Annotated in this window: 10 protein-coding genes and 3 pseudogenes; 4 read left to right on the plus strand and 9 right to left on the minus strand. The window is 66.8% G+C overall.

Annotation, left to right across the window (positions count from 1 at the left end):
* The 5 genes and pseudogenes from J1C73_RS07590 to J1C73_RS35420 all read right to left on the minus strand — a co-directional run.
* Nucleotides 1-207 (minus strand): annotated as a pseudogene (locus J1C73_RS07590) (GNAT family N-acetyltransferase); the annotation flags it as partial.
* A gap of 401 nt (nucleotides 208-608) precedes the next feature.
* Complete coding sequence (locus J1C73_RS07595; protein ID WP_207315664.1) at nucleotides 609-1,505, minus strand: aminoglycoside phosphotransferase family protein; 897 nt, start codon at nucleotides 1,503-1,505, stop codon at nucleotides 609-611.
* Nucleotides 1,506-2,145: 640 nt separating this feature from the next.
* The gene (locus tag J1C73_RS07600; RefSeq protein WP_207315665.1) at nucleotides 2,146-3,564 is read right to left on the minus strand and encodes a hypothetical protein; all 1,419 of its coding nucleotides are present in this window, start codon (nucleotides 3,562-3,564) and stop codon (nucleotides 2,146-2,148) included.
* A 659-nt stretch (nucleotides 3,565-4,223) separates the two neighbouring features.
* Nucleotides 4,224-5,084 carry an abortive infection family protein gene (locus J1C73_RS07605; protein ID WP_207315666.1) on the minus strand — a complete coding sequence of 287 codons (861 nt, stop codon included), beginning with the start codon at nucleotides 5,082-5,084 and terminating at the stop codon, nucleotides 4,224-4,226.
* Between the two features lie 424 nt (nucleotides 5,085-5,508).
* A complete protein-coding gene (locus J1C73_RS35420; RefSeq protein WP_207315667.1) occupies nucleotides 5,509-10,803 on the minus strand; it encodes a sacsin N-terminal ATP-binding-like domain-containing protein in 5,295 nt (1,764 codons plus the stop codon).
* Between the two features lie 232 nt (nucleotides 10,804-11,035).
* Here J1C73_RS35420 and J1C73_RS07615 point away from each other — a divergent pair, with 232 nt between their 5' ends.
* The 3 genes from J1C73_RS07615 to J1C73_RS07630 all read left to right on the plus strand — a co-directional run bounded on the left by J1C73_RS07615 (nucleotide 11,036) and on the right by J1C73_RS07630 (nucleotide 13,957).
* Nucleotides 11,036-11,911 carry an N-acetylmuramoyl-L-alanine amidase gene (locus J1C73_RS07615; RefSeq protein WP_242643851.1) on the plus strand — a complete coding sequence of 292 codons (876 nt, stop codon included), beginning with the start codon at nucleotides 11,036-11,038 and terminating at the stop codon, nucleotides 11,909-11,911.
* Between the two features lie 407 nt (nucleotides 11,912-12,318).
* Nucleotides 12,319-12,564, plus strand: coding sequence for a hypothetical protein (locus tag J1C73_RS07625; RefSeq protein ID WP_207315668.1), 246 nt, complete (start codon nucleotides 12,319-12,321; stop codon nucleotides 12,562-12,564).
* A gap of 439 nt (nucleotides 12,565-13,003) precedes the next feature.
* A complete protein-coding gene (locus J1C73_RS07630) occupies nucleotides 13,004-13,957 on the plus strand; it encodes a DUF6615 family protein (RefSeq protein WP_207315669.1) in 954 nt (317 codons plus the stop codon).
* A gap of 409 nt (nucleotides 13,958-14,366) precedes the next feature.
* Here the strand turns inward: J1C73_RS07630 and J1C73_RS07635 are convergent, their stop codons facing one another.
* From J1C73_RS07635 to J1C73_RS34600, 3 genes and pseudogenes are all read right to left on the minus strand, one after another.
* Entirely contained in the window at nucleotides 14,367-15,590 is a 1,224-nt protein-coding gene (locus tag J1C73_RS07635) for a hypothetical protein (RefSeq protein WP_207315670.1), read from the minus strand.
* Between the two features lie 415 nt (nucleotides 15,591-16,005).
* A pseudogene (locus J1C73_RS07640) lies at nucleotides 16,006-16,991 on the minus strand (IS5 family transposase).
* A gap of 215 nt (nucleotides 16,992-17,206) precedes the next feature.
* Nucleotides 17,207-17,316: pseudogene (locus J1C73_RS34600) on the minus strand (XRE family transcriptional regulator); the annotation flags it as partial.
* A gap of 412 nt (nucleotides 17,317-17,728) precedes the next feature.
* Between J1C73_RS34600 and J1C73_RS07645 the strand changes: the two are divergent.
* On the plus strand, nucleotides 17,729-19,552 hold the full coding sequence (locus J1C73_RS07645) for a serine hydrolase domain-containing protein (RefSeq protein ID WP_307797624.1): 1,824 nt from the start codon (nucleotides 17,729-17,731) through the stop codon (nucleotides 19,550-19,552).
* A 369-nt stretch (nucleotides 19,553-19,921) separates the two neighbouring features.
* On the opposite strand, the gene J1C73_RS07650 is transcribed toward J1C73_RS07645, so the two are convergent.
* Nucleotides 19,922-20,746 (minus strand): hypothetical protein, encoded by an 825-nt coding sequence (locus tag J1C73_RS07650; RefSeq protein ID WP_242643852.1) that lies wholly within the window; start codon nucleotides 20,744-20,746, stop codon nucleotides 19,922-19,924.
* Nucleotides 20,747-20,793: the final 47 nt, after the last annotated feature.

Raw genomic sequence — 20,793 nt, forward strand, 5'->3', positions numbered from 1 at the left:
GAAGAAGGCCGCGCGGATCTCGCCCGCCCGCTCAAGGCTGCCGAAGAGGGGGGCTTCGGCGCCGCACGCGTCCGCGCCGCGTAAACGCAGTGCCTCGGTCACCGTCAGCGGGACGGTGTGCAGGGCAGGGCGCGAGCGCAGGAAGTCTCCGGCTCGGGCAAGAAAGCCGTCGAGGTCTTCGGTGAGGTGCCAGCCATCCGGACGCATGCCTCATGATCCCTCGTGCTGCCCGCGTGCGCCCACAGTTTTCCGCTGGGGCGAGGCGGCAGGGCCCAGTAGATCAGACACCATCCGCAGCACGGGGAGGTCGGGAGCAGTCCGCCGTCCCGAGGTGGGATCGTGAGCGGCCCAGTCGACGATGTCCTTTGACAGGGAAGCTAGTCTAGTCGCCCCAGGTCATGGCGCTGCCACCGACTAACTTCCAAAGGACAGCAGTTGTCCCGTCGCACCGAACCTTGAGCGAATGTTCCGTCTCAGCCGATCTGATCTCTGTCTCAAATGATCTGGCCCGATTCGCTCGTCGTCTCAGATGATCTGTTCCCATTGGTGCTGCTGTCGGTGGGGGCGGCAAGCGATCGTCTTTATCACGGCCTATAACCGGGGCGACATCACTCCATCGACCCCAGAATGCGGTCGAGTGTCCGGCGCCCCATTCTGCTCATCGTCGGATTACTCTCGACGTAGTACCAGACAACACCCATCGCCTGTTGGAACGCCCATGCCTTGCCGCGCTCCCACTCCAGATCGTCACAGACCAGTGTCCGCCGGAGCACTTCCCGCGGACCCGGCTGCAACAGGTGCCAGGCACTGACCAGATCCAGAGCGGGGTCGGCCGGGCCGAAGCCGCCGGTGTCGAGTACGCCGCTGAGCCGGTCTCCCGCGACCAGTACATTGCCGGGAATTAAGTCACCATGGCTCATCACGTCGGCACCCGTGCGTGGTAACTCCCGAAAGTGGCTCCACACCTGGCGCAGCCGGAGCACGTCGAGCAGCCCCTTACTCTCCTCGAAGCACTTCGCCATCCAATCGTCGTGGTGAGCGAGAACGCCACCACGACCCTCGCCGCTGAAAAGCCGCCCCCGCGTCTCGGCCTCCCGGAGGGCTGCGATGAAGGCCGCAAGGTCCTCGGCAAAAGCGTCCGACCCACTCGGGTCGGCATCAAAGGCGACCGTTCCCGGCAGCCATGTCTGGACCGACCACGGCATGGGGTAACCCGCTCCAGGCTTTCCCAAGGCGACGGGTTCCGGGGCGGGGAACCGAGACACCTGCGCCAGCTCCGCGCTCGCCTGGGCTTCCTGTTTCAGAAACGCCAGCGCCTCGGCGGCATCGGCCAGACGCAGTGGGAAACGCGCCGAGAGGTCGTTCCCGATGCGGAAGATGGCGTGGACCGTCCCGGTCGACGGCAGGAGTCGGATCGCCTTGCCGCTCCACTGAGGGAACTGTTCCTGGATCAAAGTCGCAACGGTTTCGGTGGTCACGTCCACTTGGTCATCGTGCATGGTCATCTCTCGCCCGCTCTTCCACTAGTCCGACTCGAAACGCCGGAAGCAGACCAGACCAACTGAGACGACAGCCAGTATTCATACGCCAGGGTCCAGATCAACTGAGATTTTCGTCCGCCCAGGTGTCTCAACCGTTCTGGTCGCCCCCGAGAGAACACAGCCGCGGCTTCGGACCAGATCACTTGAGACGGGACAGCGAATCTTGCCGAAGACTGACGGATCGCAGTTCGTCTCACCGAAGGTTAAGTACGCAGGTCAGGGCGTTGCCGCAGTGGTCCGAGAGCCTGTCTGCTCACCGCTCCCGTGTTTGCCGGACGACTGGGATACCTCGCCGGTCTGCCATCGTCACTCTGACCTGCGGCGTAGTCGGTGCTCAGACTTTCAGTAAGACGGCTCAAGGTTCGGTGCGACAGGACAGATGTCTGGTGAAGTCGGCCCGGCCGGGGCGCGGTTCCGGTCTTTCGACCGGCCCGTTTCCCGGGAGCCGCTTCCCGAACCAGGCATGCGACTTGGCACCGCGCCCGGCTCTCCACAAGCCCCGAAGGCTTCGTGGTGGTTGTCATCATCTTCCGTGGACGCTGGGTGAGGCGACAGGAGAGGGGCGTAGAAGCCACCAATCCACACGAACCGCTACCGAGCGGGATTAGGGCCGCAGCCTTGACGCTCCTGCAATCAAGCACTTTTGGGCAAGAAACTTGACCAACGCAATATCAGGCCCTAGCGATTCGACTTCCTTCGAGAAGGGTAGTAGGAGTGACGTCTTCTCGCCTGGAGCTTTACCATCCTCCTTTGCGTGAACGATACGACATCGGATGTCATACACGCGGTCTGCGAGCTGACTCAACAAGTCATAACCGGTCTTCTTGTTGTTGGCATCAATTCCCGTAACCCCCTTAAGTGGATCCGCGTCGAAGTGCTCTGTTAGCCAAGGGTCATTTTTGATGAAATCACGCACGTGCGATTCAGCCACACACCCTCTGACAGTTGCTTTCAGCTGCTCGCGTTCGGATCCGAAGCCTTCTCCGGACTGCGAGGTCAGCGTCAGAATCCGTTCGAGATCCGAGTCATCTTCCACATCGAACCGAGGATCACGCAGCTCGTGCCGAATTTTGTCCAAGGTGCCGCGTCGGCTATAGCTACGGAAGTGATATTCGAGCACTTGGTAATAGGCAAGGAATTCCAGCAGCGGAAGGCCAACTGCCGACCTGGCGTACCAGTACAGACTCAGCGGCTTTTCTGCATATTGAGTGCGCGGAGAGCGGGTAACACTCCCACCGCCTTCGCCGGGATCCTCAAGAGAGCGTCGACGTCGCACATAACGGGCCGGACGTGCCGGTGCAACTTTGAGTGCAGTATCGAAACGCAAATCTAGCTCAAAGAAGAGGGAATCAGAAACGCGCTTCAATATCCTCAGTGCCTCGTCATGGCGTGTAGCCGTCACCCCTGAAATTCTGAGAGTCGTAAACTTGTCGGGCCTGCTCGTGCCAGGTACGCGCCCTCGGCGCATATTACCTCGCGTACTGAATTCCGAGAATCGCTCGCTCGCGGTCCCAATTTCGACGCCGAACGGCGTTCCTTCAGGGCGCTCAAATCCAAGTACCCAATCATCCTCGGGCTTTATTTCATTCGGCTCAACATCCGGCGCTGGATCGGCGTCTTGCTCCTCGTCTGGAGTCGACTGCTCTCCAGAAACTCTCCGGATTCCAGGCAATTCGATAATGGCCCGTTCGTATCGCCATGAAGTGCCAGACGTGCGTGGAAGAATCGAGGCTTCAATAACTCCTGTATCGCGAAATAAGCAAGCGTCGAGATCGCCGAGATGTGTAACGGATGCGAAATTGTGGCGAAGGAAGGCATCAGATCTCTCCTTGTTCAGGACCCTCCACTTTTTGTCGCGGCCGTTCGGGAGGCCAACTCGAAGGTAAGGTTCCGTGTTCTGCAATTGCCAATTGTGTTCAACCTTCTGCTTCCGGCATTCCTCCTCCGCCGCTATGCGCGGATCGGCTGAATCCAGAATATTCTTTGCTTCTTCAGGTGAGATCAGACCATCAAGATCACTCAAAGCTGCGCCTTTCCGTGCGGGCGACCAAATTTCACGTTTATCATAGGTGGTGCTGCGTGCTCTCGGGACTATTTTTGAGACTCGGCCTCGTGGAGCAGAAGCGATGAAACACCTTCACGAGTCTCCCGATGGGCGTGAGGGAGCCCCAGCGGCTTCCGAGCACGGGACGCAAGGGCCCCGCGTCCCAGACATCTGTCCATGTCGCACCGAACCTTGAGCCGTCTTACTGAAAGTCTGAGCACCGACTACGCCGCAGGTCAGAGGGGTGACGATGGCAGACCGGCGAGGTATCCCAGTCGTCCGGCAAACACGGGAGCGGTGAGCAGACAGGCTCTCGGACCACTGCGGCAACGCCCTGACCTGCGTACTTAACCTTCGGTGAGACGAACTGCGATCCGTCAGTCTTCGGCGAGATTCGCTCAAGGTTCGGTGCTGTAGGATCTCGCGGCTCGTGGTACGCCGTCCTTGCTGACCAGCAGCTCTTACGCTGTCTCAAGTTGATGGCACAGCCGGTCCGTCTCATGGCCGGGGCATTTCCTCAGGGTGTAGTCGGCCCGCCGGGACCGGTGGGCGGGAGGTCCAAGTTGGTGAGCTGAAGTCACGCCCGCGGGTGGCGCGATCTGCTCCCCCCCCGAAACCTGGCCCTCTTCGCGAAGTGATCAGACCTTGGTCTTGCGCCACGGCGCGGCGGGGTCCGAGAGCGTGTCCAGGATCAGCTCGCACCAGGTCACGGCAGCATTGACCGTCAGGCGGGCATGACGCACTCCAAGCCCAGACGGTGCGCTCGCCTGACCGTGACCGCTACCGAAACCCTGGTTGCGCAGTTCGGCGACGCCGACTGCGATGTTCACCGAGCCCGAAAGGATTCTCTTTACGGCCTTGCTGCCGTCCGGCCCATCAGGAGCCGAGCCAGCGTCGAGCTTCAGCGCCTTCTGGACCGTGCTGATCAGGGCTGGGAGCGCGGCGTTCCGGTCGACCTCGATGTTCAGCTCCCCAAGAGCGGTCTTCGCCGTTGCCTCGATGAGCTGCTTGGCCGCGCCGATGGCCCCATGGGGATCGGTGGTCAGGTCCCTCCGAATGCGCTCCAACTCGATCGTGATGCCGGAGGCGTCGCTCAGGGTACTGAGGTCGCGGACCAGCACTGGCGGGTTGGACCAGGAGATCCTCCCCTCCTTATCGAGAGTGAAGCCGTCCCGCTCCAAGCGAACCCTGATGTCGTCAAGCCACTTCGGAGTTCCCTGATCGTCCGGGTTCCGGTACGCGCGGATGAAGTCCTCGAAGACCAGGAGTACACGTCGAACCTGGCTCGGATCCGACCAGTCGACGCCCTCCGCGTAGAGCATGAATTCAGTCCGCCGCTGGCCTGAGTCCTGGTACTTCAGCTCATCTGGCGGGCTGGGCGCGAACCCGTGGTCCTCCCACAGTTCGGCGACAATCCGGACGGTCAGGTCCGTGGCCAGAGAGCGGAAGGCGTTGCGGGTGGCCGGGCTCACCAGCTCCCGCCGTGCGGTGACGGTCATGGTCTGAAGATAGGAGCAGACCCTGACACCGTCACTGTCTTTTCCCAAGGTGACGTCTGATCCATGCCGCGCCCGTCTAGCCAACCAGCCTCTGGTTGCGGCTGATCGGCCACGGAATCTGAGATCCCACAGCCGTCTGTAGGGTCTCGCCGCCCATGGCCAGCGGCGGTTCCGTGACCTGGTAGTTGTCGTCGTGTCTCACGGCTTGGCCAGCCGTTCAGTCTCACGGCCGTGTCCAAATCCTCGACATGGGACTTCGGACTGGATGGACCGACCAAGCGACAACTGGCTGGCCCCCCTGCCCACATGAGGCTGGCGCACGCCACAACGCCGGACCATGCAGTTGTCATTTGACAGCTGGGTTGGTCGCGATCAGTGCGTTGACTTGGCCCGACTGGATTGGGTTGCCAAGCACTTATTTCGCTCAGGTCCCCGTCCGGCGCTCCCCCGTCCGTGACAGCTGGAACCTGTAGCGCAGGCCCTCGCCGACCGAGCGGAAGAAGTGGGCCGACCGGGGGTGGAGCGGGTTGGGTAGGAGGTGGATCTTCCGCAGGTCGGCGTCGAGGGCGTGGGAGACGTACAGGATGTGGTACGTCTCTCGCTTCTTCAGGGAGCGCGCCCGGGCAATCTCGGTGGGCGAGAGGACGAACTCCCCCTCGCCTCCGGCCGAGGACTTCACCTCGAAGAGCAGGCTCGACCGTTTCCTCTCGACGATGAGGTCGTAGCCGAGCGTGTCGTCGCCCATGCCGTCACCCAGGACCTTGTTGCGGTAGCCCGACACCCACGCGCTCTCGTCCACGGCGTCGTACCGGTTCATGAGCCAGGCGAGGGCGGCGACCTCCCCCGCGAGTCCGACCGCGAGCGCCTGTGTGTCGGAGAGCTTGCCCCGTCGGCCAGCGGAGAATCCGGGGCGCCCGGCGCCGGGGAGCCGCTGTGTCTGCCGACCCAGTGCGACGAGCGGGGCGTCGCCCGCGGAGCCGAGGAACTCGGGGGTGAGGCCGCCCCGTACGGCCTCCACGATCGCGTGGTAGTTGTCCTCCTCCGCCGACATCCTCGTGCGGTCCACCACGATGTGCCGCCGCTCCTCCTGCCGCAGCCGCCGCTCCCTCTTCTCCTGCCGTTCGGCGTCGTCCAGCTGACCAGTCGTCAGGCCGAGGTCTCCGGGTGTCAGGGCGAGCGGGACGGCGGCGGGCCAGCGGTCTCCGGTTCGGAGCCAGTGCAGCGTCGTGGCGTCGTCGAGCGGGAAAAAGTCGAGTAGCCCGGCGGCGGTGGCCTCGGTCGTGAGGTTCTCCGGGTCCCCCGGGAGGCCGGAGGTGGACTCGCCGTGCGCGGCCTCCCACGCGTGGATCAGGGTCCGTGCGCGCTTCAGCCGTTCCAGGAGGAGGGGCCGGTTGGTCAGCCGGAGTTCGTCCACGGGCGTCAGCCCCGCGTCCGTACCGAGCGGCGGGGCCCCGAGTCCGGTGAGCCAGCGGTCGACGTGCGCCTGCATTAGGGCGGTCTCCAGATGGAGGTGTTCGTCCGCCCAGGCGGTGTCCGGCACGAGTCCGGTCAAATTCCGGTTCTCGGCGTACGAGGTCAGGGGGGCCCCGGACCGGAACGCGTCCAGGAAGCCGACCCGCAGCGCGTCCAGGATGCTTCGTCGCCGGCTGGCGACGAAGTGCCGGAACTCCTGCTCGATGCCCTCGGCGTTGCGCAGCGGCCGGTAGGTCGAACCGAGGGCGGCGATCGCGGCGTTGAGCTCGCGCAGCGACAGCGACATGGCCCTGCGGGCGGTGTCCAGGTCGGGGTGGCGGGCCGCCGCCCGCAGCGTCCGGTGGTCCGTCGGCGTCAGCCGGGCGGCGAGCCAGCGGTCCAGTTCGGTCTCTGAGGCGAGGGCCTCGTCGTTGGACAGGAGGGCGTGGGCCGCTTCGAGGTCGAGCGTCGCGAGCAGTGGCACGAGGATGTCCAGGAGGGCGTCCAGGGGCTGTCGCAGGGTTGCGGTGATCTCGCGCACCCGGGCCCGGTCCTCGCCCAGGACGTCGGCGATCGCGTCGGCGTCCGGGCTCTGACCCGGGCCCCAGCCGGCCGTGTTCAGGTCGAGGAGGGCCATGCGGAGGGTGTCGGCGAGTTCGGGGTGGTGGAGGAGTTCCATGATCCCCGCGGCGGACCGCTGGAGCAGGTCCTCCTCGCCCTGGCTGGGCCCCTCAAGCAGGAGAGTCGGGGTGTCCTGGTGTGGGACGGCCAGCCACCGTCTGCCGCCGTGGCCGGGCCGCTCGGCGATCTCGTCCACGACGGAGGTCAGGACGCCGGCGTGGACGATCTGGATGCGCTTGGCGATCGCGCAACCGCGGCGCACGGACTCCGCAGTGGGGCGGCGGAAGCGGCTGGCGCGCAGGTCGATCACGGCCGCGACGAGGGTGAGGAGCCAGTCGCGCTCGGACGTGATCAGCGGGTCGCCCGCGGTCCCGGCGTGGAACGCCTCTCCGTCCACCCGGACTTCGACTCGTGCTCGGGAGATCCTCCGGACGCGCGAGCCGAAGCACCGTTGGAGGAGCGCGGCCACCGCGCCCCCGTGCATGTTGCGCATGCGGAGCAACGGGGCACCGCGCTGTTCGAGGAGCTGGACGAGCTGGCGTGCGTCGGTGTCCTCCACGTACAGGTGATCCACGGTGTTCGGGGAGTCCGTGTCGTCGGCGAGTGTGACAGCTTCGAGCCGACCGCCCCGGCTGACGACGACCGCCGCCTCCGAGCCCTGGGGGTAGGGGTCCTGGCGCGTCTGGGCGCACTCCGCCCAGGCGTCCTCGTACGCCCGGCGGAATGCGGCCGTCATCGTCTCGGGGATGGCGCCGTCGCGGAAGAGCTCGGTGAGCTCGCGGACCCGACGCGCGGCGGTCTCCGGGGAGTCCCACCGCTCAAGTCCCCAGCCTCTTGCGCGACGGACCGCACGGTCGTTCGCCTGGAACGCACGGCGCAGCGCCGAGGGCAGCAGGGGGACGAACGACGGGGCGGCCTCGTCCCCGTGCGTCCAGGCGGCATCAGGCCGTACGAAGCGCCAGTCGGCGCGCTCGCGCGGGGACGCGACGGGCATCCACTCGGCCTCGGCGAGGAAGGCGGTCACCGGCGTGGGAAGGCTGAAGGAGTCCCACCGGTCGTTGTAGCGCCGCACGGTGACGTGGAGGGCATCGGCGGCCCACTCGGAGCAACCGGCGGCCACGAGCCGGGCGTACACCCGCTTCGCGGCGTCGGACAGATGGTGGTGGTCGTCCTGGCCGGGCAGCCGATACAGAGGAGTCTGGCCCACGTACTCGGTGTACGGCCGCCGATCCGTGGGGGGTTCCCTCTCCACATGGCGCAGCCAGACTTCCGCGGTGGCCTGCGGCAGGGACATCGTCGGGGGCCTGCCGTCCGTGAAGTGACGGCCGTCCGCCCGCAGGGTGGAGCGGGGCACAGGCTCGGGGCAGAGCCCCGCGCCGACCCCCAGACGCCCGAGGAAGGCACGCCACTCCGCCCGGTCCGCGCCCCGGAATGCCTGGTGCTCCGGGGGTGCGGTCAAGCGGCCCCGGAGCACCGCGAGTTCTTCCGAGACATCCTGCGCGCGGTCGATGAGCTCTCCGAGCAGCTTCGCTCGTTCTCCGCCCCACTCGGCACAGAGCAGGGCCTTCGAGGCGGGTATCCACACACCGTCGGCGCCGGGGACGAGCAGCCCCATGGCCTGGATGTCCCGCCACGGTGCCGTGTCGCTCCTGGAGAGCCGGAAGGCCCAGGCGAGGACCTCCGCCGCGAGCTCCGGCGTGGGCTTGTCCTGAAGGGAGCGGGCGACCAGTGCCAGCAGTTCGTCGGCGCGGTACTCGTTGACCAGACCGCCGTCTTCGAGCATCCGGCGGCCTCGCTGCTTGATCGTGATGCTGCCGAGCCGGTTCTTCCACGGGATGTTCCGCGACACGAAGAAGACCCGGTGGCGCAGCGACCGTGGAAGGCGGGGGCCTTGCTCCGTGGATCCTGCCTGTTCCTCGCCGTCCGCTCTGGGCGAGAAGAAGGCCGTGGCACGCCTGACCCTGCCGTCGGCCGCGTTGCACAGCCGGAGCTTTCCGTCGTCGTCCATGAGGATGCGGCGGCCCTGGAGTGCGCGGGGCCGCTCGACGCAGCCGGCGAGCTCGTCGTAGAAGCGGGCCCACAACTCCGGCTGAAAGGGCGCGTCGGCGAGGCTGCGCGCCAGGCTTTCGGCCCACTTCGCCAGTAGTTCATCCGACGGCCGGGGTGAGCGGCCGACGAGCGTGGCGACGGCCTTCTCGAGCCGGGCCGCACGCTGCCCGGTGACGGACGGGTGTACGAGTACGGCGTCCGCGTCCCGGCTCAGCCGGTCGGTCGTGAACAGGGTCCGGTCCTTGTCGTCCCAGAGCCGGGCCTCCGTGAGGGAGGCCCACGGCCGCGCGCCCAGGGCCAGGGGGATGATCGGGGCGGTGCCGACCTCGTGTCCGAGGCGTTTGAAGGCCCGGGACAGCCGGTCGGACATAGATGCGTCCCAGCTCAGCAGGTCCGCACAGAGGGTCGGTGGGAGCTCCAGGGTCCCGGCGGAGCAGGCGAGGAGCGTCTCGGCCCCGAGGAGAGCCAGCTCGTCCAGGAGGAAGTCGTTGAGTGGGACCGTCTTCTCGAGGTCCACGCGGGCTAGCTTCGCGAAGAAGGGCGCGTTCACATGGGCCGGAAGGGGGGCAACGGGCTGCTCGCCCATCGGCAGGTGAGTGTAGAGGCGTCCTTTGGTCAACCCTTCCTCGACGGGAATCGCGAGCGTGACCCGGGCGTCTCCCTGCCAGTCGCGCCATCCCTCGCTGATGTGGTCGCCGAGCACGCTGCGTTCGACCGCGTCGCCGAAAGCCTCAGCCGCCACCTGCCGGTCGAGCAGGACGAAGGCGCCGCCGTCGCCGACGGTCACCGTACTGACCGTGAGTTGGTCGAGTTCGGCGTCCGCCCGCTCGGTCCGGGCCAGGGTGCGCCGGTCGACCATGCCGTCCTGCCGCTCCTCGACAGTGAGCGAGCCGATCCGGCGCAGGAAGAGCAGCACCGGCGGGCCGGCGGACAGCATGGTCAGCTGTTCGGCCGCCTCGGCCCGGGCCTCCTCGCTCTTCAGCGGCAGGCGCAGCACGGTCACGTATCCGTCAGCTGCGAAGGCGTTCACGGTGTCGGGAACGCTGTCCAGGGGCACGGGCAGGCAGAGGTGGAAGACGTCGGCGGCCACCTCCGCCGCGAGAGTGGCGTCGCCGTCCAGGAGGTCCTTGAGCGAGGTCTCGTCGGCGAAGCTGAAGCGGTAGCCGTCGAAGACCCGGCCGCCTTCCTCGGAGACGGAGTAGACCTGAGGTGCTCCGGTCAGCTGGAGAACGCTCTTGAAGCCGATCCCCTTGTTACCGATGCCCTCCTCCGGGCGCTTGTCCGACTGGGCGATGTCGGTGATCGCGTCGAAGTTGCTGCGGCTGACGGGCCGCCCGGTGTTCGCCACGTACACCGCGCCGTGCGGCCCCTCGTCGTGGTCGAGCCTGATCAGGACCCGGCCTCCCAAGTCGCCCGTGTCATGAGCGTCGTGGGCGTTCTGCAGGAGCTCCACCAGGGCGCGGTGCTCGTAGTCGCGGATGGCCTGTTCGATGAGGTTCTTGAGGCTGCGGAACAGGTTCCAGCGGTCTTTGGCCCCCTGGTACGAAGTAATGCGGTCGAGCGTCTTCGCACGCACTTCGGCGCGGAGGTCCGGCATGGTCGTGTTTCCCTTCAGACGCGTGCGAGCGCCGTGAGCAGTACGGCGGTGGCGACGGCCGCCACCAAGACGGCGGAGCCACCTGGTGCCGGGGTGCGGAGCCATGTGTCTGCCGGGTGTCCTCGGTACGGGGCCAGCGCGGGTCCAGGCCAGTTCGGCGGCGGGCGGCTGCTGGGGCAGGTCGACCAGTCAGGGACGGCAGGGGGTGTGGCGGACGAGGGCCGCGCAGTGGATGTGCTCACGAGGGTCCGTAGGAGGGCCACGAGCAGGATGGCCGGTACGACGAGCACTCGCATCGAGCGGGGACGACGGGGCGGCTACGGGGGCGCGAGGGCTCGTGTTCCTCTCCGCAGGACTGCGCCGTAAGGCCCGGAGCGCTCCGGCCAGGACGTTCCTTCGTACGCGCGTGTGCTCATGGCCCGACCGTAGCCCGCAGGTCGGACAGCGCGGCCGGGCGGGGGGCCGCTGCACCCAAAAGTGCGAGCAAGGTGGCTCGGGGATCTCAGATCCGTGGCCAATCGGCCACGAGGTGGCCAATGGCCGTGCAATTTGGCCACACCATCTGAGATCCCACAAGTGTCACCGGACAACAGTTTCCGTCCACCTCGTCGGCTACGGCCGCGCCAACCACGCCGGTTCGGGAGACGACGACCGACAACGGGTCCAACACCGACGGCAACCCGCACTTCTACGGCTTCGATTGCATCAACACCAGAACTGGCCGGAAGCCCAGCTGGACGCGATGCACAAGGTGAGCGCGGCACTCTGTCGCGCGCATGGCTGGTCCGAGAAGTCGGTAATCGCCCACAAGGAGTGGCAGCCCGGCAAGCCGGACCCCGCCAGCATCACGATGTCCGACTTCCGCACTGCCATGGCGAGGCTCCTCGGCGCGAGCACGGAGCCCAGTAGCGGTTCGTCCAAGCCGTCCGGCTCCACGTCCGACAAGGAAACGTCGGGATACGCCCCGTTCCCCGGCGCGGGCTACTTCCGTACCGGACGCCGCTCGGCCCTCATTACCGCGATGGGCAAGCGGCTCGTCGCCGAGGGCTGCGGCAAGTACGGCACGGGCCCCGGCCCGCGCTGGACCGACGCCGACCGCCGCTCGTAAGCAGCCTGGCAGCGCAAGCTCGGCTACTCCGGCGCGGACGCCAACGGCATCCCGGGAGCCCCCAGTTGGGCCAAGCTCCACGTCCCCAAGCCCTAATTGTCAGCGAGAGGAACACCACCACCATGGCCCGACCACCGGCACATCCAAGCTGCTCGCCGGCATCGCCGAGCGCACCGTCCTCACCTACGCCGAGGCATTCCTCGGCCTCCTCCTGGCGACGGCCACGACCGACATCCTCGACCTCTCCACCCTCCAGTCCGCCGCCATCGCCGCGATCCCCGCTGGCCCGGCCGTCGCCAAGGGCGCCGTCGGCACCCTTCTCGGCCGCACCGGGACCGCCTCCTGGCTCCCGGCGAGAACCGACCCCGCATCCCCGTCCACGACGAACTGACCGCAGGAGCCGCGCCATGCCCGACGGAGAGGTAGCCCTTGAACTGGCAGAGCTCCGCCGCGCCCTCGAAGTCGGGCTGGCGCGCATCGACGGCCAACTCGCCCTGATCGCCCAGCGATCTGACCAGATCGACAAGGCCGTCGGGGAACTCGACGGCAAAGTCACCGCCCTCGAACGCGCCCGCTGGCCCCTGCCGACCATCGGCGTACTGACCAGCCTCGCAGCTCTCGGACTCGCCGCATGGTCGGCGCTCGGCAACTGACCGCACCGGACCACAGCGAAAGGCAAGGGAATGACCTCGGCCGACCAGCCGTGGGGACCCTGCTCCTGATCGGCGTCGCGTATGAGATCAACATCCTGGGGAACGACGAGAGTGGCGACACCTCTCGGAACGCATCCGCAGCCTGGCTCCGTGTCCACGCCCGTCCTGGGCACGTGGCCTTCATGGCTACCTGGTCTGCCTTCGCAGTGTGGTTCCTTGGGCATATCGGGACGTAGCGCCGAGTGCCCCGGAGTTGGAGGTCTCCCGTTCGTCAACTCGTCGATGTGGAACAGGTCATGACCGTACGGTAGGTGGCACAAAGTCAGTGCAGCGCCGAGCGAACGCCCAGGGATCAAAGGCGGAGCCGCAACAGGGAGATCCATTGACGTCGCCGCCACTTCCCCCCATTCCTCCACCACCGGGATCCCGCATTGGTTCCGTGAAGCACATCCACCACGTGATCGAGAACTTGATGGCTGGGCGGCCGGAGGCATGCCACTTGGCGAAGGCTCTGGCCAAACAGGCTCGTGCCACGCACCGCCGCATGGCGAGAGCACGTGCCGTTGGGTTCGAGGCGTACGAGACGACCCTCACCGACCTGCTTCTGACGGAGCTTGCGCATGTGGACCCGCGTTTCTGGCGGGTCGTTAGATTCAAGCCGCACGAGGAACGAGCGAACGGCGCCGACTGGGAGTGGTGGATCCAGCGGAGCGACTCATCGTGGGTGCGTCTCTGGATTCAGGCCAAGCGCCTCTACCACCCTGGTGAACGCTACGAGGAGCTCAAACACAAAGTCCGGAGAGGATCAGACGGCAGGATCTGGCAGAGTCGGTTGCTGGTCGAGGCCGCGCGACGGGAAGGCCGGAACGGTGAGGTCCCGCCGGTCCCGTTGTACGCCTTCTACAACTGCCTGCAGGGTAAAAGGGCTGAGCCATGGCCGTGTACGAGACTTGAGCCCTGTCAACAGCAGCCCCTGCTCGGCATCACGATCGCCCCCGCCCAGCAGATCGACGAGTTGGTCGTGAAGGGTAAGAACGGCTACTGCGACGTACTGGCCGAAAGTAAGCCGCTGTCGTGCCTGGTGCACTGCCCGACAGCGCGGTCGGGGCATCATCAGGAGTCATACGCCTCGACGCTGCTGATGGGCATGGAAGGGCTGCACAGCAACGACGTCCTCTCTTCGACTCCGTCCCTGCCTGGCCGCATCGAAGAAGCGCTTGAGGCGGACGACGAGGTGGTCGCCGAGGAGTCGGACCCTCGGATCGCTCTCATCACGGGTCACGCGGCGCTCCCCGGTGCCCGCATGGATGAAGTGCCACCAGGGTTGGCCGACCTGCGGGAGCGGTTCGACCTGCGGGCACTGGAGCGGCAGGGGTGGCGGGAAACGACGTGACAGCGCCCCGGGCAGAGTGCGAGTCAGATCCCGGGGCGCTTTTCCGCATTGGAAAGAGGCGGAGAGCCTATGACCCGCGCTCAACTTGAGCAAGCACGAGGCATGTCCCACCGGGTATGGGTTCCGTGTTGCCATAGGCCCGTATTGCGTAGCAGCACTGTCACCACCGTTCGGGTCGCCGTGTCGATGACGCAGGCGCAATCTCGACGCTGGTGGACGCGCCGGGCACCTGGGTATTTCGGGTCGCCTCCGTAGGTCTGCTCGGGAGATATGACGCACCGCAGCACTTCACTCTCATCGAAACCGAGCTCCTTCGCCCGGGACAGGGCGTGCCGGCTCAGCGTGACGCCTGCATGCGTGCGAAGTCGGGTCAGCGCGCGCTCTCGACGAGCATCGCGTCGGGCGTTGCTCATGAGGCGGCATCACCGGACACTAGATCCATGACAGCGCTTCTGCCCCAGTCGCCGCTGCGCTTCCGCGTGGGAATCGCTTCTAGCCTGAGGTGACGAGCGATCTCCTCATACGAGTACCCCGCCTGGCTCCGCAGGCGCTTCGCGACGGCCCTCGCGTGATCGATGGACCGGGTGGTCTCGATCACGGTGTGGCTGTCGTGCATCCGAAGGGCGGCGAACGTCTTGATCACCTCCCGCAGAACTCGCTCTTGTCTGGAACCTTCAACGGTCGACTTCACCGACTTGCCCGCCTCCAGAACCTGGACGCCGAAGTGCTCGACCCACCTGTACGCGACCAGCCGGTCCAATTCACTGGGGAAGAGGGAAGAGTCGGCTACGTAGAGGGTGCGGACAGGCGCGGGTGTGGTCACGAAGTGGAGAAGGTCTGTGAGCCCGAAGTCCGGAGTGCTCGGGGTAAAGGAGAAGGCGAAGAGGTGGTCGTGCGCCTTCGCGATGTTCTGGACGTCCCTCGATCGTGTGAGGTGATCTCGTTCGTCGTCTGGTCCGTAGACGGCCATCACCTCGATCTCCTGGAGAACTTGATGTGACCTCCCGCTGGTACGGATCCGCTCGCCATCGACCGTCCGGGGGGCATCGTCGTCCCAGCACGCGTCCTGGAGGAGCCGGTGAACGATCTGCTTGTTGAAGTCCTGCTCACCCTGCACGCCATCCCACATGTAGCCCGCTTGGTTGAGGAGGTCCGCAGTCTGCGCCAGCGTCAGTTGAAACCCGAAGTGCAACTTGTGTGCGAGCCGCACCACTTCGTTCTTGCTCAGGCCGCGGCCGATGTCCAACTGGCCCTGCTTGCCTCGTTGGCGAGGAAGAAGAGCCCGAAGCGCAGCGCAGGTAGCCTGAACCTGGTTGCGAACACCTCGCTCGGTGTTGCGCAGCGTGTGATCAGGTTCGATGACATCACCGGCCACGGTCAGTGTCGCGCGGTGATCCCGGATCTCGTCGCGGACCATCTCCCGGGTGATCGGATCGCCCAGGTCATCCCACCTGGACACGCGGATGCTATCCACGAGATCGGCACGCAGGCAGAACAGAACCTCCTGGAGCGCTGGACGATCGCCCGCCGCTACCCTGCTGCGTGACTCCGCTTCGGTACGCCATAGCGTCCCGTCCTTCGGCGCCTTGTCTCCATGACGCACCACGCGATACCCGATTTCGGACGCCGACATGCTTCCCTCCAAGGCTCTGGCCAGCAACGGAGCGCCACTCTGTCAGCTCCCTGGGTCCCTGCAAGCGAGCAATTAGTCCGGCGATTTCGAGGATGCGGACGTTCAGAACGTCGAGGTCCCGGTCGCTGATCTGGGAGCTCGAAGGCAGTGAGATACGGCCGCTGCAGGTTCATCGCGGTGGTGTGGACGCCGCTGAGGACCTGCCGGATGTTCTTCCGTTCTGCGCCGGGGCGAGGAGTGATAAGCATGTGCCGATCCTGTCAGCGCGGCCCCCAGGTGCGCCTTGGGTTTCCATAAGGGGTGACGTAGGGGTTCGACCGGCACCCGGCCCCTGCGGCTCGAAAAGCCTCCTGCCCTAGGTCGACCAAGGAAGTTTCTTGCCAACCAAGTTAGGGACTGTGCCGAGTTGAGATCTTCATGTGAGGCTGCGGAGCCAGATGACCGCGCCGCGTAGGTGGAGTCCTGCGAGGTAGCTGACCGGGGTCTTGTCGTAGCGGGTGGCGAGCCCGCGCCACTCCTTGATCTTGTTGATGCAGCGTTCCACCGTGTTGCGGTCGCGGTAGAGCACGGCGTCATGGGCAGGGGGTCGCCCGCCACGACGTCCCTTCTTCTCGCGGTTGGCCGCCTGGTCGTTCTTCTCCGGGATCACCGCCCGGATCCTGCGTCTGCGCAGGTAGGCGCGGTTCGCTCGGGATGAGTACGCCTTGTCCGCGGCCACGGCGGCGGGGCGGGTGCGAGGCCGGCCGACCGCGCCCCGGACCTTGATGCGTTCCAAGACAGCTGTGAAGCGGGGGCTGTCGGCGGCCTGGCCGGGGGTGAGGACGAAGGACAGCGGGCGGCAGCGGCGGTCCGCCGACAGGTGCACCTTGCTGGTCAACCCGCCGCGTGAGCGCCCCAGTTCGGCAGCCCGGAGCCGGGCCTTGCGGCGTCGGCGCAGGCGCCGCCGCTCCTCACGGACGGCGTCCGCCTGCCCGTCCGGCTCGGCTACCGGGGCGTTCTGTCCCTTTGGCGGAGCCCCTTTTCCTCGGCGACGGCCTTCTCCAGGGCTTCGAGCAGCTCCGCATCGACGGCCATCCCGGCGGCGTGATGGTGGGCCCGGGCCACGGTGGAGTCCACGCTCACCAGGTCGAGGTCCGCCTGACCGCGTGCGGCGGCCTCGGCGATCACCGCTTCCATCAACGTCTGGAAGACCCCGGACCTGGCCCAGAGGTGGAACCGCCCGTAGACGGTGGACCACGGCCCGTACCGCTCGGGCATGTCCCGCCACGGACCGCCCGTACGGAACCGCCACATCACGCCGTTGACGAGTCTGCGCAGGTCAGGGATCGGACCGCGTTCGCCCAGCGGCAGCAGCGGTTCGAACACACTCCACTCGTCGTCCGTGAGATCACCCCGGGTCATCCCGCCTGTCTACCGTCCCGGCCGGACCGGGACAGCGAAACAGCCAAACCCGTGATCTCAACTCGGCACAGTCCCTAGTCCGCCCAGGTCACAGACCGACAGCAGACTAACTTCGCTGTCAACGGACACAGTTTGTCCTTTGACAGCGAAGTTAGTCGTTTGACATCGAACCCAGTCGTCAGGGCGAGCGCAGCGCGCCCGTATCCGTGACCTGGTCAGGCCGGGGATGCGGGCCCGGGTGGCAGGTGTACGGTCATGATCAGTTGGCAGGGCTCGTCGCCTGCTTCGCGATAGGTATGGGGGCGTCACCGTCGAACGTGGCACTCATGGAGTCCAAGCTAAGGACGGTCACCGGAGATCCGCTTCCGTGGCAGGTCGCTCGGGTGACCTGTACGGCGCAGGTGAGGTGGGTGGCGTGTCCGCGCCGTCCGAGTCGTCGCCGATTGGGGCGGCTTAAGGCCCCTGGTACGGCGGTTCTCACCACAAGATCGCCTGCTTAGGCTTAAGCAGAGGCTTCACGTTGGTCATTTGTGTTGCCACGCTCGATGTCCCGGCCACACCGCTGAGATCCTCGCCCGGCTGCTGCCTGCCCACCAGCGGCGGTTGCGCACGCCGTGACCTCTGACCCTCGCCGATGCCTTTGAGGCATGTAGTCGAACCCCGATTGGTCTTCGACGGCAGCACCGCGCGTCCCCAGAATGCGGGCACCACCCCTTTGCATTCCCGAGGAGTTCACCGTGTCCCTCCTGTACGCCCGGCGCCGCTGTGCCGTGTTGGCCCTCCTTCTACTGTCCCTGGTCCTCGTGCCGTTCTCACCGCTGACGGCGAGACCTGCGTACGCCGCGACCGCCGTACCCGGTGATCCGCTCACTGGCAGCGGCGCCGTGACCAGGTCCGTGCTGACTGCCGCCGACCTGACCAGCGGCGCGGCCACCGGCACCGTCACAAACGACGCCTTCGCGCTGCCCGCGGCCGGCGCCGCTCCGACGCACACCTTCGAGGGCACCCTGACGCTCAACGGCGTGGCTACCGCTGGCCGTTTCCGCAACGTCAAGGATACCTACCACTACGCGGCCACCGCCGCGCTCAAGCACCTGCCGCCGGTGAGCATCGATCTCGTGCAGAACGGCAGCCACGTCATCCCTGCCGTCCGCGGCCTGCAGATCACCGGGAGCGCGTACTGGAACCTGATCGTCGGGGGCGGCCGCGCCTGGAACGAGAACGGCGACGGTGGCCGCACTCGCGTCTCGCTGCCCTTCGCGCTGGTCGAGCGCAACGCCAACTGCGTGCACAACGGCCTACTGACCTTCCTCTTCGACGGCAGCACGATCTCCCAGGTCCGCTACCAGATCACGCATGAGACTTGCGAGTACTTCCAGTTCGACATGTGGGGCCAGGTCGGCGCGGCCTACTCCCGACACACCGTGACCGGTGACGCCGACCTCAAGAACGCGTACGCCGCCGAGGTCGCCCACCGCATCCCGACCAAGCCGATCAGCGCGCTGAGCACCGACTACCCGAACGCCGGCATCGACACCAGCGCGTTCGGTAGCGGCGTCACCCCCTCGGCGCTGAGCACGTACGGCGTGTCCTACGGCGGGGTGAACTACGTCGGTGCGTGCCAGACCCGGCAGGGCGCGTACCCGTACTGCAATCAGATGGTGCTGCCGTCGTACTCGCTGGCCAAGACGATGTTCGCCGGCATCGTGCTGATGCGGCTGACGCAGGTCTACGGCTCGTCCGTGCCGTCGCAGCTGATCCGCGACTGGGTCGGCGAGGCGGACACCTCCGCCTGGAGCGGCGTCACGTTCCAGGACACCGCGAACATGGCCACCGGCAACTACTCCTCCAGCGCCTTCGAGTCCGACGAGTCCGGCAGCAGCATGACGGCGTTCTTCGACGCCGAGGCGTACGGGCCGAAGATGACCGCCGCGCTGGCCTTCCCGCAATCCGCCGCGCCCGGCACGAAGTGGGTCTACCACTCCTCCGACACATTCGTGCTGGCTCGGGCGATGCAGAACTACCTGGTGTCCAAGGCCGGCGCCGGCAGCGACGTCTACCGCTGGATCCGCGACCAGGTGTTGGTCCCGCTGCACCTGAGCCCGGACGTGCTGGCCACCGAGCGCACCGACAACAGCGCCACCGCGCAGCCGTTCGGCGGGTACGGCCTGTTCTACACGCAGGACGACATCGCCAAGGTCAGCCGGTTTCTGAACGCCGACGGCGGGAAGATCGACGACGTGCAGAAGCTCGACCCGACTATGCTCGCCGACGCGATGCAGCAGAACCCGGCGAACCGCGGCCTCACCACGACCGCCGACGCGACCGGCAAGACCTACCAGTACCAGGACGGCCTGTGGGCGCGGCAGTTCACCTCGGCGGACGACCCGGTGTTCACCAGCCCGGTGTACGTGCCGTTCATGTCCGGCTTCGGCGGCATCACCGCGGCGATGCTGCCCAACGGCGCCACGTACTACTACTTCAGCGACAACGACGAATTCGGCTGGTCGGCGGCGGCCGCGCAGGCGTACAAGCTGCCCGCCGCAGGCGGAGCCGGTTGAGGCAGCCGACTGGCTGCTCGGCAACGGCGGCTTCGAGACCGGGACGACGTCACCATAGACGGCGGGCGACAAGGTCGCGTCCAACAATGCGCGGGAAGTGCCGCATCACGGCACCCGGTTCGCCATCATCGGGATCGGAGTCGGCGGCCGATAATGGAGCCTGGGCCTCTGCATCCCTCTGCTCGATTGCGTGATGCGCGGGTGTCCAGTGCCCTTGGCCAGTAGGACCAAGAGGCCGGGAACATCATCCGCGGTTGATGCCCCCACTGGCGACTCGTGGGAGGGGCCCGGCGCCTGCCGGGCTCCTCCCACGTTCCTCTGCCGTCAAGGGCTGTCCGCCCGCTGTGCCGAGGGGCAAGGCCCCGCAACTCACGCGCCGGTCCCGCTCCTGATCCGTGCCTTCTCGAACTCGGACACCGGGTCGCCTCCGGCGCTCCAGGGCCAGGCCGCGACCGTACCGTTGATCGCCTCGAAGACCGGGCGGGCCTGGCCGCGCCGCTCGGCGGCCATGAGCGCGTAGGCCAGCAGGTTCAGGTCGGCGACGGCTGCCGCGTGGTGGAAGAACCCGGGCCGGGCCCAGGTGTGTGCCGCACGGTCGAGGGCCTGGGCGGCGGACGCGTGGGACCAGTGGGTGCGGGCCATCAGCGCCTCGACTCCGCCGCGGGCGAGGACGGACTGGTACTGCAGAACCTGGGAGGTGAGTTCGGTGGCCGCGCAGGGAGCGTTCGCGGGCGTGAGGGCGCGGAGCGCGTCGACGAAGTCCAGTACCTGGACGCGTGATCCCATCTCCTCCGGCCCCAGATAGCGCAGCATGCTCAGGTGCGCCTCGCGGTTCCAGCGGTCGCGGGTCAGTATCTCGTGCCACAGACCGAACACTTCCGGCTGGCTGCGGCGCTCCAGCCGTGACAGACCCAGCAGGACCACCCAGGGAGTGGGGTCCTCCGGTGCCAGTTCGGCGGCGCGCAGACAGCTGTCTGCGATGCCGGCTGCGCCCTGCGGGCGTCCGTGGGAGCGTCCACGTTCGAGCTGTGCCCATGCAGAGAGGACGAGCGCGCTCGCGTTGCGCGGCTCACGAGTGGCCCAGGCACGGGGCCCGTGCGATTCGGCCAGGCTGTACGCCAGCACGGAAAGCTGGTGGGTGCGACGGTCCCAGTCGGCCCGGCTTTGGTCCAGGAGGCGGGATGTCTGGGCCATGTACAGATCCGTCGTCGCGATCGTGCCCGTACTTGTCGTCGCCCGGA

Source organism: Streptomyces laculatispora (genome assembly GCF_017353455.1).
In the GTDB taxonomy this organism is placed as follows: Bacteria; Actinomycetota; Actinomycetes; order Streptomycetales; family Streptomycetaceae; genus Streptomyces; species Streptomyces laculatispora.